Here is a 12019-nt window from a genome sequence, read left to right on the forward strand (position 1 = left end):
AAGGGTAAACATAGCGAGCAATTAAATTGTGTGCAATTTAATTAATAGGATTACCCCCGTGTAGGAGCTGCCGAAGGCTGCGATCTTTTGATTTTGTTTTTACAGACAAGATCAAAAGATCGCAGCCTTCGGCAGCTCCTACACGGGTTCAATAGCTCAGCTCGAAATCACTCGCGAGGCACCAGATCCAGGCACACCGAGTTGATGCAATAACGCAGACCGGTCGGTGGCGGGCCATCAGGGAACACGTGCCCCAGGTGCGCATCACAGCGGGCGCACTTCACTTCGGTGCGAATCATGCCGTGGCTGACATCGCGAATTTCGGTCATGGCGCTTTCGCCGATCGGCGCATAGAAGCTCGGCCAGCCGCAGCCCGAATCGAATTTGGTCTTGGAATCGAACAGCGGCTCGTTGCAGCAGACACAGTGATAAACACCGTCGGTTTTGGTGGCGTTGTATTTACCGGAGAACGGTCGCTCGGTCGCACTGAGGCGGCACACGTTGTATTGCTCGGGGTCGAGCATGGCTTGCCATTCTTCCAGAGTTTTTTCCAACTTTTCCATCATCACACCTCAGCGGCTGAAAAAGCCCGATCTGTACCTTTTCCACGGATCGGGCGGCACGTATGATTGCGCCTCGTTACGCGCCAGTCTGGCAGCCAGACCGGGCGCATTCAAACGGATTCTTGGAGCCACGCGCTCAAGACGTCCGTCTGTGTGTAAACGCAGGAATCCCAGTACGGTTGTCCATCCGCCGCCTGGATCGTTCATTTTCGGGATCACATCGCCATGCAGTTCAGCAAATCGAACAAGCTCGCCAACGTCTGCTACGACATTCGCGGCCCCGTGCTCAAGCACGCCAAACGTCTGGAAGAGGAAGGCCAGCGCATCCTCAAGCTGAACATCGGCAACCCGGCGCCGTTTGGTTTCGAAGCGCCGGACGAAATCCTCCAGGATGTGATCCGCAACCTGCCGACCGCGCAAGGCTACAGTGACTCCAAAGGCCTGTTCAGCGCGCGCAAGGCCGTGATGCAGTATTACCAGCAGAAGCAGGTCGAAGGTGTCGGTATCGAAGACATCTACCTGGGCAACGGCGTCTCCGAGCTGATCGTGATGTCGCTGCAGGCGCTGCTCAACAACGGTGACGAAGTGCTGGTACCGGCACCGGATTACCCGCTGTGGACCGCGGCCGTCAGCCTCGCCGGCGGTAACGCCGTGCATTACCTGTGCGACGAAGGCGCCGACTGGTTCCCTGACCTGGCCGACATCAAGGCCAAGATCACGCCGAACACCAAGGCAATGGTGATCATCAACCCGAACAACCCGACCGGCGCGGTGTATTCGAAAGAAGTGTTGCTGGGCATGCTGGAACTGGCCCGCCAGCACAATCTGGTGGTGTTCTCCGACGAGATCTACGACAAGATCCTGTACGACGACGCCGTGCACATCTGCACCGCATCGCTGGCCCCGGACCTGCTGTGCCTGACCTTCAACGGTCTGTCGAAATCCTACCGCGTGGCCGGATTCCGCTCTGGCTGGATCGCTATCTCCGGGCCGAAACACAATGCCCAGAGCTACATCGAAGGGATCGACATGCTGGCCAACATGCGTCTGTGCGCCAACGTGCCGAGCCAGCATGCGATCCAGACGGCGTTGGGTGGTTATCAGAGCATCAACGATCTGGTGCTGCCGCAGGGTCGCCTGCTGGAACAGCGCAACCGCACCTGGGAGTTGCTCAACGACATTCCGGGCGTGAGCTGCGTCAAGCCGATGGGCGCGCTGTACGCTTTCCCGCGGATCGACCCGAAAGTCTGCCCGATCCACAACGACGAAAAATTCGTCCTCGACCTGCTGCTTTCCGAGAAGCTGCTGGTGGTGCAAGGCACGGCGTTCAACTGGCCATGGCCCGATCACTTCCGCGTCGTCACCCTGCCCCGGGTCGATGAGCTGGAAATGGCCATCGGCCGCATCGGCAACTTCCTCAAGTCCTACCGCCAGTAACTGGCCAGCAGTGCGCAACGGCCGAACGTTGCGCACTGTCTGATTCAGCAACACTTCTGCATTCCCTGCTTCCGCTCGCCTTCTACACTTGCGATTCATACCGGTCACATGCGTCTGACGCAATGGCGACGGGTCGCGAGTGTTCGTCATCCGTGTCGGTGTCTGCTGTGGGAAATGGGGTTGCGTGACGAAGAATCAGCTGTAGGACACAGTTTGAAATAGTCACCCGGTTGAATAGCCCGGTGCAGCACCTTATATACCCCGCAGTACGCTACATCTTTAGCTTGAGGAGATTTCTACAACCATGATGCGCATCCTGCTGTTTTTGGCCACTAACCTGGCGGTCGTGCTGATAGCCAGCATCACCCTGAGCCTTTTCGGCTTCAACGGGTTCATGGCGGCCAACGGGGTTGATCTCGACCTCAGTCAGCTGCTGGTTTTCTGTGCGGTCTTTGGTTTCGCCGGCTCGCTGTTCTCGCTGTTCATCTCCAAGTGGATGGCGAAAATGAGCACTGGCACCCAGATCATCAGCCAGCCACGTACCCGGCATGAGCAATGGCTGCTGCAAACGGTCGAGCAACTGTCCCGCGAAGCCGGGATCAAGATGCCCGAAGTCGGTATTTTTCCGGCCTACGAAGCGAATGCGTTCGCCACTGGCTGGAACAAGAACGACGCACTGGTCGCGGTCAGCCAGGGCCTGCTTGAGCGGTTCTCGCCCGATGAAGTGAAAGCCGTGCTGGCTCACGAGATCGGTCACGTCGCCAACGGTGACATGGTGACCCTTGCGCTGATCCAGGGCGTGGTGAACACCTTCGTGATGTTCTTCGCGCGAATCATCGGCAACTTCGTCGACAAGGTGATCTTCAAGAACGAAGAAGGCCAGGGCATCGCTTACTACGTGGCGACCATCTTCGCCGAACTGGTCTTGGGCATTCTCGCCAGCTCGATCGTCATGTGGTTCTCGCGCAAACGCGAATTCCGTGCCGACGAAGCCGGTGCACGTCTGGCCGGCACCAGCGCAATGATCGGCGCCCTGCAGCGCCTGCGCGCCGAACAGGGCCTGCCGGTGCACATGCCCGACACCCTGAATGCCTTTGGCATCAACGGTGGCATCAAACAGGGCTTCGCCCGCATGTTCATGAGCCACCCGCCATTGGAAGATCGTATCGACGCCCTGCGTCGTCTCGGTTGATTCAACCGGTAAAAACAAGAAGGCCCGCAGAGATGCGGGCCTTTTTTGTGGGGGCCATGTACTCGGCTGTTCATGCAGGCCTTATCGCTGGCAAGCCAGCTCCCACAGGGTTGTGTGGTGTTATCCCAATCTTCGATACACCGCAATTCACTGTGGGAGCTGGCTTGCCAGCGATGAGGCCGGAACAGCCAACACAACCTAACGAGTCGAAACCCGATAAACGCGCTCCTCCAGCCGCGTCACCCCTGCCTGCAAAAACTTCCCACTCTCCTGCAACACATCCTGCACTTGCAGCGTCTGCACCTGCCAACCAGTGCCCAGCAACCGCTGCACCTCATCATCCCCCACCGCAAACGGTGGTCCGGGAATCTGCGCCTGATAGTAATCCAGGGTGATCAGCAGCCCATTCAAGCCTTGCGGCAGAATCTGCTGGAGCTGCGCCGCATAGCGCTCGCGCATCGGCGGTGGCAAGGCAATCAACGCGGCGCGGTCATACAGCGCCGTGCAATCCGCCACATCGCTTGCCTTCAAGGCAAAGAAATCGCCGCACCACAGCTCGATGGCGTCAGCGCGATAGACCTTGAATGCACCGCTCTCGCTAATCTGTGGCTGTAGTTGATGCTCAGTGAAAAAGTCTTCGACAGCCTTCTGTGACAGCTCAACCCCGAGCACCTGATGACCACGCTCGACCAGCCACAGCAAATCCAGACTTTTCCCACACAGCGGAACCAGTACCCGCGCCGATGCGCGAATGTTCAGATCCGGCCAGTGCCGTTGTAAATGCGGGTTCACCTGCGGCAGATGAAAGCCGATCTGGTGCGACGCCCACTTCTTGTGCCAAAACTCAGGCTGCATGAATGACTCCCGATAATTCGATCAAAAAGCGTTAAAACTTATATTAGATTTAGATCAATGACTGTCTGAAGATGGGGCATCTTACCGCTCAGGAACCCATCATGTTTCCCAGCCTGTTTATTTCCCATGGTTCTCCCATGCTTGCCTTGGAGCCCGGCGCCAGCGGCCCGGCGCTGACACGATTGGCCGCCGAGCTGCCCAGGCCCAAAGCCATCGTGATTGTCTCCGCTCATTGGGAGAGTCACGAGCTGCTGGTCAGCAGCCATGCACAGCCAGAAACCTGGCACGACTTCGGCGGTTTCCCCCGCGCGCTGTTTGAAGTGCAGTACCCGGCGCCGGGCAATCCGCAACTGGCTGCTGAAGTCGCTGACCTACTTACATCCAGCGACCTGCCTGCGCGTCTTGATCCGCAACGACCGTTCGACCATGGCGTGTGGGTGCCACTGTCGCTGATGTACCCGCAGGCGGATATTCCCGTGGTGCAGGTTTCGCTACCGAGCCGTGGCGGTCCGGCGCTGCAAACCCGCGTCGGTCGAGCGTTGGCAGGCTTGCGCGAGCAAGGGATTCTGTTGATCGGCTCAGGCAGCATCACTCACAACCTGGGGGAACTGGATTGGCACGCAGGCCCGGAAAGCGTTGAGCCGTGGGCCCAGGACTTCCGTGACTGGGTGATAGACAAACTCGCGGCCGGTGATGAGGCAGCGCTGCATGACTACCGCCAGCAGGCTCCGAACGCGGTGCGCAGCCATCCGAGTGATGAGCACTTATTGCCGCTGTATTTCGCGCGAGGTGCCGGAGGAGCGTTCAGCGTGGCGCACAAGGGATTCACCATGGGCGCGCTGGGCATGGATATTTATCGGTTCGGTTAAACAGCCAGAGCAAAAGATCGCGCTCCCCTACTGTAGGAGCTGCCGAAGGCTGCGATCTTTTGATCTTTGCTCTTTGCCCTTGAAAAGCAGGCAAAAAAAATCCCCGAACCAGTCGGGGATTTTTTATGCTCGATCAATCAGCCCAAGGGCAGATCAATCTTCGCGATAGCGACGCAGCTTCAGCTGCTTACCAGCAACGCGAGTGTCCTTCAGCTTGGTCAGGAGCTTGTCCAGACCATCTTCCGGCAGCTCAACGAGGCTGAAGCTGTCACGCACCTGGATGCGACCGATCGCTTCACGGGCCAGACCACCTTCGTTGAGGATGGCGCCCAGCAGGTTTTTAGCGGCGATACCGTCACGCGCACCCAGCGCGGTACGGCAACGAGCACGGCCTTCGCCCAAAGGAATCGGCGCGCGACGCTCGCGATCACCACGGTCCGGACGATCACCGGTACGCTCAGGACGGTCGCCACGCGGTGCGTTGTTCGGCACCAGTGGACGTTCCCTCTCGATCGCAGCCAGAGTCAGCGCTTGACCATTGGTGGCCTTGCGCAGCAGAGCAGCAGCCAGAGCACGCGGCGTGCAACCGATGTCTGCAGTCAGACGATCGAGCAGCTCACCGTGAGTCGATTCAGCATCGGCAACCAGCGGCGCCAGGCTGTTGGTCAGTTTCTTGATGCGCGCATCGAGAACTGCCTGAGCGTCCGGCAGGCGAACCTCGGCAACTTTCTGACCAGTTACACGCTCGATCACTTGCAGCATGCGGCGCTCACGTGGAGTCACCAGCAGCAGGGCACGACCTTCGCGGCCGGCACGGCCAGTACGGCCGATACGGTGCACGTAGGACTCTGGATCGTACGGCATGTCAACGTTGAACACGTGAGTGATACGCGGAACGTCGAGACCGCGAGCAGCAACGTCGGTCGCCACAACGATGTCCAGACGGCCATCTTTGAGCGAGTCGATTACGCGCTCACGCTGGTTCTGGGCGATGTCACCGTTCAGCGCAGCGGCTTTGTAGCCTTTTGCGTCGAGGGCGCTTGCCAGATCCAGGGTCGCTTGCTTGGTACGCACGAACATGATCAGAGCGTCGAAATCTTCCACTTCCAGCAAGCTGAGAACGGCCGAAGTCTTCTGGTCAGCGTGAACCAACAGGTGAGCCTGTTCGATCGCGGTAACGGTCTGGGTCTTGGTCTGGATCTTCACGTGTTGCGGATCGCGCAGATGGCGTTCGGCAATGGCGCGGATCGACTGCGGCAGGGTCGCCGAGAACAAAACGGTCTGACGGGTAGCTGGCAGAGCCTTGAAGATAACTTCGAGGTCGTCCATGAAACCCAGTTTGAGCATTTCGTCTGCTTCGTCGAGAACCAGGTGGTTCACGGTCGACAGTACTTTTTCGTCACGACGCAGGTGGTCGCACAGACGACCCGGAGTGGCGACAACGATCTGTGCGCCATTACGGATTGCTTTCAGTTGTGGGCCCATAGGCGCGCCGCCGTAAACGGCCACAACGGTAACGCCCGGCATTTGCTTGGCGTAGGTTTCGAAAGCGGTTGCAACTTGCAGCGCCAACTCACGGGTTGGCGCCAGGATCAGGGCTTGCGGTTCGCGCTTGGCAGGATCGATGCAATGAAGAATTGGCAGAGCGAACGCGGCGGTTTTACCCGTACCGGTTTGCGCCTGACCGATCATGTCCTGGCCGGCCATGATGATCGGGATCGATTGCTGCTGGATAGCCGAAGGCTCTTCGTAGCCAGTCGCGATGACGGCTGCAAGAATGTTCGGATTAAGATTAAAAGCGGCGAATCCGCCGGTTTCCTGGGTCATGGGTCTGCCTCTAAGTGCATCCGCAAAGACCCATGCTCCAAAGCTGCGCATGCCGTGTAAGACTCAAGAGTCGCCCTGGCAGCTTTGTCGGCGGGGATTTGCGAAAACGAATGAAAGAAAAAAAGAAACGTCCAGGAAGAGCCCGCAGTGCGGACATGCAGCCGAAGCTGACTTCGGGGAATTGCGCTACCTTGACGCGGCCTGGCTAAAGGCCGGCGCGCACTATACCGGAAATTACCGAAAAAGGGAGCTTTTTTTATCGCCTGAATCCGTCCGTCACCGTTGTGTAACGGGGTTTTGCGGATAATCGTGCGAAGGTCTATTTTCCAAGGGCCCGGCCCTGCTGAAGATACTGCTTAAACGCTTCACCGATGTGCGGCATGTGGTCGCGGCCCCCTCCCTCCCCGCTCGAGGAAATTCTCATGAATCAGTCCTGTCCTGGCCGCGTCAGCCGGGAGCGCCGTGGTCACCTGCATATGATCGGCCTGGATCGAGCGGCCAAGCGCAATGCCTTCGACCTCGACCTGCTCAATGAACTGAGCCTGGCTTATGGCGAATTCGAGGCTGACAGCGAGGCGCGGGTGGCGGTGGTGTTCGGCCATGGCGAGCATTTTACCGCCGGTCTGGATCTGGTGAATGCCAGCACCGCCCTCGCCCAAGGCTGGCAGGTGCCGACCGGCGGTTGCGATCCATGGGGTGTTTTCGTCGGGCCGAGGGTCAGCAAACCGGTGATTGTCGCGGCACAGGGTTACTGCCTGACCATCGGCATCGAATTGATGCTGGCCGCCGACATCAACCTCTGCGCGAGCAATACCCGCTTCGCGCAAATGGAAGTACAGCGTGGGATTTTTCCTTTTGGTGGCGCGACTTTACGTTTTCATCAGGTGGCCGGCTGGGGCAACGCGATGCGCTGGTTGCTGACCGGGGACGAGTTCGATGCGCACGATGCGTTGCGCCTGGGATTGGTGCAGGAAGTGATGGCCAGCGAAGATCTGCTGCCGCGCGCGATTGAACTGGCTGAGCGGATTGCGCGGCAAGCGCCGTTGGGGGTGCAGGCGACGTTGCTGTCGGCGCGACAGGCGCGATATGAAGGCGAGACAGCGGCGGCACAGGGCTTGCCGCCGCTGGTGAAGAAGTTGCTGGCCAGTGAAGATGCCAAGGAAGGGGTGCGCTCTCTGGTTGAGCGGCGGCCCGGGATCTTCAAAGGGCTCTGAGCCATTGCCCAAACCCTTGTAGGAGCTGCCGCAGGCTGCGATCTTTTGATCTTGAAAAATCAAAGTCAAAAGATCGCAGCCTGCGGCAGCTCCTACAGGGGCTCAATCGCCATTTATGTCGCCGGGCGAATCGCCTTGATCAGCGACTGTAACGAATACCCCAAACTCGGCGCCAACGCCTCAGCCCGGGCGGCGAGCGCTTCCATATCCAACGCCTGATCGAGATCCGCCGGCACCAGCAGAATCACGTTGCCCTCCTTCACCGGCAGTTCCCAGTAATGGCGGTGATAGAGCCCGCGCAACAGTGCCGCGCCCAGTGGTTTGCCATCATCGGTGGCCCATTGATTGATCACCAGCCAGCCGCCCGGATTCAGGCGTTTCTGACAGTCACCGAGGAAACTCCAGGCCAGATGCCCGACGCCGGGGCCGACGTCGGTATAGAGGTCGACGAAGATCAAGTCCGCAGGCTCAGCAGTGGGCAGCAAATCAAGGGCATCGCCGACGCGGATGTACAAGCGCGGATCGTCATCCAGGCCAAGGTATTCAATGGCCAGGCGCGGAACGTCCGGGCGCAGCTCGATCGCCTCGACATCTTCCAGCGGCAGAAACTTGAGGCACGCCTGCGTTAACGTACCCGCGCCGAGCCCGAGGAACAGCGCACTCTCCGGGTGCTCGTGGCACAACGCGCCAATCAGCATCGCCCGGGTGTAGTCATATTCCAGCCAGCTAGGATCGGCAGTGAACACGCAGCTCTGCTCGATCGCATCGCCGAATTCAAGAAAGCGGTAATCGGCCACTTCCAGCACGCGAATCACGCCGAACTCATCCTGTACTTCGGCGAGCAGATGCTCGACGCGCTCCTCAGTCATCTCGTCTCCTGGTGGTCACCGGGCGCGGTGACGCGATGGCACCGCAGTGGCGCCGTGGCAAAGCGGCGATTGTCGACGAAGGGGCGGGAGCAGGTCACGCACTAATTGCTGCTAACATGGCCTTCCGTGCGTAGAACCTTAGAGACCGTGATGAGCCAACCGTGGAGCCCTGATAGCTGGCGCGCCCTGCCGATCCAGCAACAACCCCAATACCCGGACGCCGCGCATCTGCGCCAGGTCGAGCAGACCCTGGCCAGTTATCCGCCGCTGGTATTTGCCGGCGAGGCGCGGGAACTGCGTCGTCAATTTGCCGAAGTGACTCAGGGCCGCGCGTTCCTGTTGCAGGGCGGCGATTGCGCCGAAAGCTTTGCCGAATTCTCCGCTGCAAAGATTCGCGACACTTTTAAAGTGTTGCTGCAAATGGCGATCGTCATGACCTTCGCGGCCGGTTGCCCGGTGGTCAAGGTCGGACGCATGGCGGGCCAGTTCGCCAAACCGCGCTCGGCCAACGACGAAACCATTGATGGCGTGACCCTGCCCGCCTACCGTGGCGACATCGTCAACGGCATCGGCTTCGACGAAAAGAGCCGCGTGCCGGACCCGGAACGCCTGCTGCAGTCGTATCACCAGTCCACCGCGACGTTGAACCTGCTGCGCGCCTTCGCCCAAGGCGGTTTTGCCGACTTGCATCAGGTGCACAAGTGGAACCTCGACTTCATCGCCAACTCCGCGCTGGCCGAGAAGTACAGCCACCTCGCCGACCGCATCGATGAAACGCTGGCATTCATGCGCGCCTGCGGCATGGACAGCTCGCCGCAACTGCGCGAAACCAGTTTCTTCACCGCCCACGAAGCGCTGCTGCTGAACTACGAAGAAGCGTTCGTGCGCCGCGACAGTCTGACCAACGATTACTACGATTGCTCGGCGCACATGCTGTGGATCGGCGACCGCACCCGTCAGCTCGACGGCGCACACGTCGAATTCCTGCGCGGGGTGAACAACCCGATCGGGGTCAAAGTCGGCCCGAGCATGAACCCCGACGACCTGATCCGCCTGATCGACGTGCTCAACCCGGACAACGATCCGGGGCGCTTGAACCTGATCGCACGGATGGGTGCGAACAAGGTGGGCGATCACCTGCCGGCGCTGATCCGCGCGGTGCGGCGTGAAGGCAAGCAGGTGCTGTGGAGCTCTGATCCGATGCACGGCAACACCATCAAGGCCAGCAGCGGCTACAAGACTCGCGATTTTGCGCAGATCCTTGGCGAGGTTAAGCAGTTCTTCCAGGTGCACGAAGCCGAAGGCACTTATGCCGGCGGCATTCACATCGAAATGACCGGACAGAACGTCACCGAGTGCATTGGTGGTGCGCGGCCGATCACTGAGGATGGCTTGTCGGATCGCTATCACACGCATTGTGATCCGCGGATGAATGCTGATCAGTCGCTGGAGTTGGCGTTTTTGATTGCTGAAACGTTGAAGCAGGTTCGGCGCTGAGATCCTACATTTGTATCGTTTGAACTGGCCTCATCGCGGGCAAGCCCGCTCCCACAGGGATCTGTGTCGTATACAAAATTTTAGTACGACTCGGTCACTGTGGGAGCTGGCTTGCCAGCGATAGCGTCAGCTCAGACAACATCAATCTGCGCCAACGCCACCCGCAACCGCCCCGCACTCTCGCGCTGGCAATTGAGCTGCACCTGCGCCAGTCCCAACCAATCCGCCATTCGCCGCAAATTCACCGCCAGTGCCAACATCCCCTCTTCATCCAGCCCCGGCTCCTCCTCGTGTACCGCATGCACCGCCAACCGCCCCGCTGCCCGCTCGGCACGCAAATCCACCCGCGCGGCTATCCGCTCGTTGTGCAAAAACGGCAGCACGTAATACCCATAAACGCGTTTGTCCTGCGGCGTGTAAATCTCCAGCCGATAGCGGAAATCGAACAGACGCTCGGTGCGACTGCGCTCCCAGATCAACGAATCGAAGGGCGACAGCAGTGCACTGGCCGCGACCTTGCGCAGGACTTTCGGCTCCGGCAGGCAATAAGCGATTTGCCGCCAACCGGCGACTTCGCACATCTGCAATTGCCCCGCCTCGACCAGCTCGGCCAGTCGCGGACGTGCATCAGCAGGGTTCAAGCGAAAGTAATCACGCAGGTCTTTTTCCGTGCCGACGCCCAGCGCTTCGGCCGCATGCAGCAACAACCCACGCTGCGCCTGCGCTTCATCAGGCAACGGTTGTTGCAGGATCGCCGCAGGAATCACCCGCTCCGGTAAATCGTACAAACGCTCGAAGCCACGCCGCCCGGCGACGGTGACTTCACCGGCGGCGAACAACCATTCCAGCGCATGTTTTTCCGCACTCCAGTCCCACCACTGCCCAGGCTTGTCTTCGCGAGTCGATAAACTACCGGCGCCCAACGCGCCCCGCTCTTCGACCGCGCTCAAAACCCGGCGAATAACATCCTGTTGCTGAAGACCAAACTTCGCCAGTTGCTGATAAATATCTTTGCCGCGCTTGGCCCGCTGCATGCGCCAACCCATAAGCGGATACATCGACAACGGCAACAACGACGCCTCATGCCCCCAATACTCGAACAGCGTACGACGACGCCCCGAACTCCAGGCAGCCTGGTCGAGCAGATCGAAAGAATAGGAACCAAGACGAGAAAACAGCGGCAGATAGTGCGAGCGCACTACAGCGTTGACGGAGTCGATTTGCAGCAGGCCCAGCCGTTCGATCAGCCGGTTGATGTGGGGCGCCTTGACGGTCGGCGGCTGGCGCCCGTTGAACCCTTGGGCAGCCAGCGCCAGACGTCGAGCCTGTTTGAGGGAAAAGGACAGTGTCGCGGGCATGAGCATCTCCTTGTCTGCTCGCAACCTACCTCAGTCCAGAAGGTTTTGTGTAGCGATGGCCTCATCATTTATGCATCGGATCATCCCAGAACGGCCGCACTGACTCGTGCTCGACGTCGGCACGACTGACCCCGATGTCTTTCAACGCTTCGTCGCTCAGACTGGCGAGCAATTCACGCTCACGGTGAAGTTCGTACCAGCGGCTAAACTTGTGCAGCAAGTCAGAAACCATGTGGCCATGGCCGGAAAATTTTTCTTCGCCTACATACTCTCTTTGACCTTTCATCGTTTTGCTCTCCGTTGTGGATGGCTCAAGTCTCGCGCCAGCGCTAAGATCA

At 59.4% G+C, this 12019-nt stretch carries 11 protein-coding genes; 5 read left to right on the top strand and 6 right to left on the bottom strand.

Going from position 1 to position 12019, the window contains the following annotated elements; genetic code table 11:
- Window positions 1-167: 167 nt before the first annotated feature.
- Window positions 168-563: a peptide-methionine (R)-S-oxide reductase MsrB gene (msrB, locus tag ACA061_RS18520; RefSeq protein ID WP_150615926.1), complete on the bottom strand. Its 396-nt coding sequence runs from the start codon at window positions 561-563 to the stop codon at window positions 168-170.
- Between the two features lie 225 nt (window positions 564-788).
- Between msrB and ACA061_RS18525 the strand changes: the two genes are divergently transcribed.
- Complete coding sequence (locus ACA061_RS18525; RefSeq protein ID WP_042560257.1) at window positions 789-2000, top strand: pyridoxal phosphate-dependent aminotransferase; 1212 nt, start codon at window positions 789-791, stop codon at window positions 1998-2000.
- 304 nt (window positions 2001-2304) lie between these two features.
- Window positions 2305-3192 (top strand): protease HtpX, encoded by an 888-nt coding sequence (htpX, locus tag ACA061_RS18530; RefSeq protein ID WP_042560258.1) that lies wholly within the window; start codon window positions 2305-2307, stop codon window positions 3190-3192.
- A 198-nt stretch (window positions 3193-3390) separates the two neighbouring features.
- Here htpX and ACA061_RS18535 read toward each other — a convergent pair whose 3' ends face one another.
- Window positions 3391-4047 carry a thiopurine S-methyltransferase gene (locus ACA061_RS18535; protein WP_497299815.1) on the bottom strand — a complete coding sequence of 219 codons (657 nt, stop codon included), beginning with the start codon at window positions 4045-4047 and terminating at the stop codon, window positions 3391-3393.
- A gap of 101 nt (window positions 4048-4148) precedes the next feature.
- Between ACA061_RS18535 and ACA061_RS18540 the strand changes: the two genes are divergently transcribed.
- Complete coding sequence (locus tag ACA061_RS18540) at window positions 4149-4916, top strand: DODA-type extradiol aromatic ring-opening family dioxygenase (protein WP_497299816.1); 768 nt, start codon at window positions 4149-4151, stop codon at window positions 4914-4916.
- Window positions 4917-5069: 153 nt separating this feature from the next.
- Here the strand turns inward: ACA061_RS18540 and ACA061_RS18545 are convergent, their stop codons facing one another.
- Entirely contained in the window at window positions 5070-6743 is a 1674-nt protein-coding gene (locus tag ACA061_RS18545) for a DEAD/DEAH box helicase (RefSeq protein WP_497299817.1), read from the bottom strand.
- Window positions 6744-7165: 422 nt separating this feature from the next.
- Between ACA061_RS18545 and ACA061_RS18550 the strand changes: the two genes are divergently transcribed.
- The gene (locus ACA061_RS18550; protein ID WP_150603357.1) at window positions 7166-7957 is read left to right on the top strand and encodes a crotonase/enoyl-CoA hydratase family protein; all 792 of its coding nucleotides are present in this window, start codon (window positions 7166-7168) and stop codon (window positions 7955-7957) included.
- Window positions 7958-8070: 113 nt separating this feature from the next.
- Here the strand turns inward: ACA061_RS18550 and ACA061_RS18555 are convergent, their stop codons facing one another.
- Window positions 8071-8826, bottom strand: a complete 756-nt coding sequence (locus tag ACA061_RS18555) for a spermidine synthase (RefSeq protein WP_150615929.1) — start codon at window positions 8824-8826, stop codon at window positions 8071-8073.
- Between the two features lie 150 nt (window positions 8827-8976).
- Between ACA061_RS18555 and ACA061_RS18560 the strand changes: the two genes are divergently transcribed.
- Window positions 8977-10323 (top strand): class II 3-deoxy-7-phosphoheptulonate synthase, encoded by a 1347-nt coding sequence (locus tag ACA061_RS18560; protein ID WP_210700414.1) that lies wholly within the window; start codon window positions 8977-8979, stop codon window positions 10321-10323.
- Window positions 10324-10454: 131 nt separating this feature from the next.
- On the opposite strand, the gene ACA061_RS18565 is transcribed toward ACA061_RS18560, so the two are convergent.
- Complete coding sequence (locus ACA061_RS18565) at window positions 10455-11681, bottom strand: winged helix-turn-helix domain-containing protein (RefSeq protein ID WP_210700413.1); 1227 nt, start codon at window positions 11679-11681, stop codon at window positions 10455-10457.
- A 64-nt stretch (window positions 11682-11745) separates the two neighbouring features.
- Window positions 11746-11967, bottom strand: coding sequence for a DUF1127 domain-containing protein (locus ACA061_RS18570; RefSeq protein ID WP_150615931.1), 222 nt, complete (start codon window positions 11965-11967; stop codon window positions 11746-11748).
- Window positions 11968-12019: the final 52 nt, after the last annotated feature.

It is taken from the genome of Pseudomonas sp. LBUM1668 (assembly GCF_059695715.1).

What these genes read in the sequence shown, in the direction of transcription:
- msrB (WP_150615926.1), bottom strand. Translation starts at nt 563, where the DNA reads ATGGAAAAGTTGGAAAAAACTCTGGAAGAATGGCAAGCCATGCTCGAC.
- ACA061_RS18525 (WP_042560257.1), top strand. Translation starts at nt 789, where the DNA reads ATGCAGTTCAGCAAATCGAACAAGCTCGCCAACGTCTGCTACGACATT.
- htpX (WP_042560258.1), top strand. Translation starts at nt 2,305, where the DNA reads ATGATGCGCATCCTGCTGTTTTTGGCCACTAACCTGGCGGTCGTGCTG.
- ACA061_RS18535 (WP_497299815.1), bottom strand. Translation starts at nt 4,047, where the DNA reads ATGCAGCCTGAGTTTTGGCACAAGAAGTGGGCGTCGCACCAGATCGGC.
- ACA061_RS18540 (WP_497299816.1), top strand. Translation starts at nt 4,149, where the DNA reads ATGTTTCCCAGCCTGTTTATTTCCCATGGTTCTCCCATGCTTGCCTTG.
- ACA061_RS18545 (WP_497299817.1), bottom strand. Translation starts at nt 6,743, where the DNA reads ATGACCCAGGAAACCGGCGGATTCGCCGCTTTTAATCTTAATCCGAAC.
- ACA061_RS18550 (WP_150603357.1), top strand. Translation starts at nt 7,166, where the DNA reads ATGAATCAGTCCTGTCCTGGCCGCGTCAGCCGGGAGCGCCGTGGTCAC.
- ACA061_RS18555 (WP_150615929.1), bottom strand. Translation starts at nt 8,826, where the DNA reads ATGACTGAGGAGCGCGTCGAGCATCTGCTCGCCGAAGTACAGGATGAG.
- ACA061_RS18560 (WP_210700414.1), top strand. Translation starts at nt 8,977, where the DNA reads ATGAGCCAACCGTGGAGCCCTGATAGCTGGCGCGCCCTGCCGATCCAG.
- ACA061_RS18565 (WP_210700413.1), bottom strand. Translation starts at nt 11,681, where the DNA reads ATGCCCGCGACACTGTCCTTTTCCCTCAAACAGGCTCGACGTCTGGCG.
- ACA061_RS18570 (WP_150615931.1), bottom strand. Translation starts at nt 11,967, where the DNA reads ATGAAAGGTCAAAGAGAGTATGTAGGCGAAGAAAAATTTTCCGGCCAT.